Raw genomic sequence first — 254 nt, forward strand, 5'->3', positions numbered from 1 at the left:
CGCCCGATCCGATCAGCGCGGCGCTGAGTCCGCCCGCGATCATCGAGACGGTGAGCAGCGAGCGGAACAGCGCGGGGCGGCTGCCATGGGCGCGGCCCAGCATGGGCTGTGCGGCGATCACGTCGGCGCGGCCCGAGCCGAAATGGCCCTGCTTACCGGCGATGGTCCTCGGCGATCCGACCGTGCGGCCCTGCATCGTTATCCCGACTCTCCACACGCCGTCGTGGCGCGACGGACTCACCATCGCTTGACAG

At 70.9% G+C, this 254-nt stretch carries 1 protein-coding gene; it reads right to left on the reverse strand.

The features are described 5' to 3' along the window. Nucleotides 1-196: hypothetical protein (locus tag C1X29_RS30115; RefSeq protein ID WP_218275740.1), on the reverse strand; the 196-nt coding region annotated here is incomplete at its 3' end. Nucleotides 197-254: the final 58 nt, after the last annotated feature.

The organism is Pseudomonas sp. GW456-12-10-14-LB2 (assembly GCF_002884345.1).
GTDB classification, from domain to species: Bacteria; Pseudomonadota; Gammaproteobacteria; order Pseudomonadales; family Pseudomonadaceae; genus Aquipseudomonas; species Aquipseudomonas paraglycinae.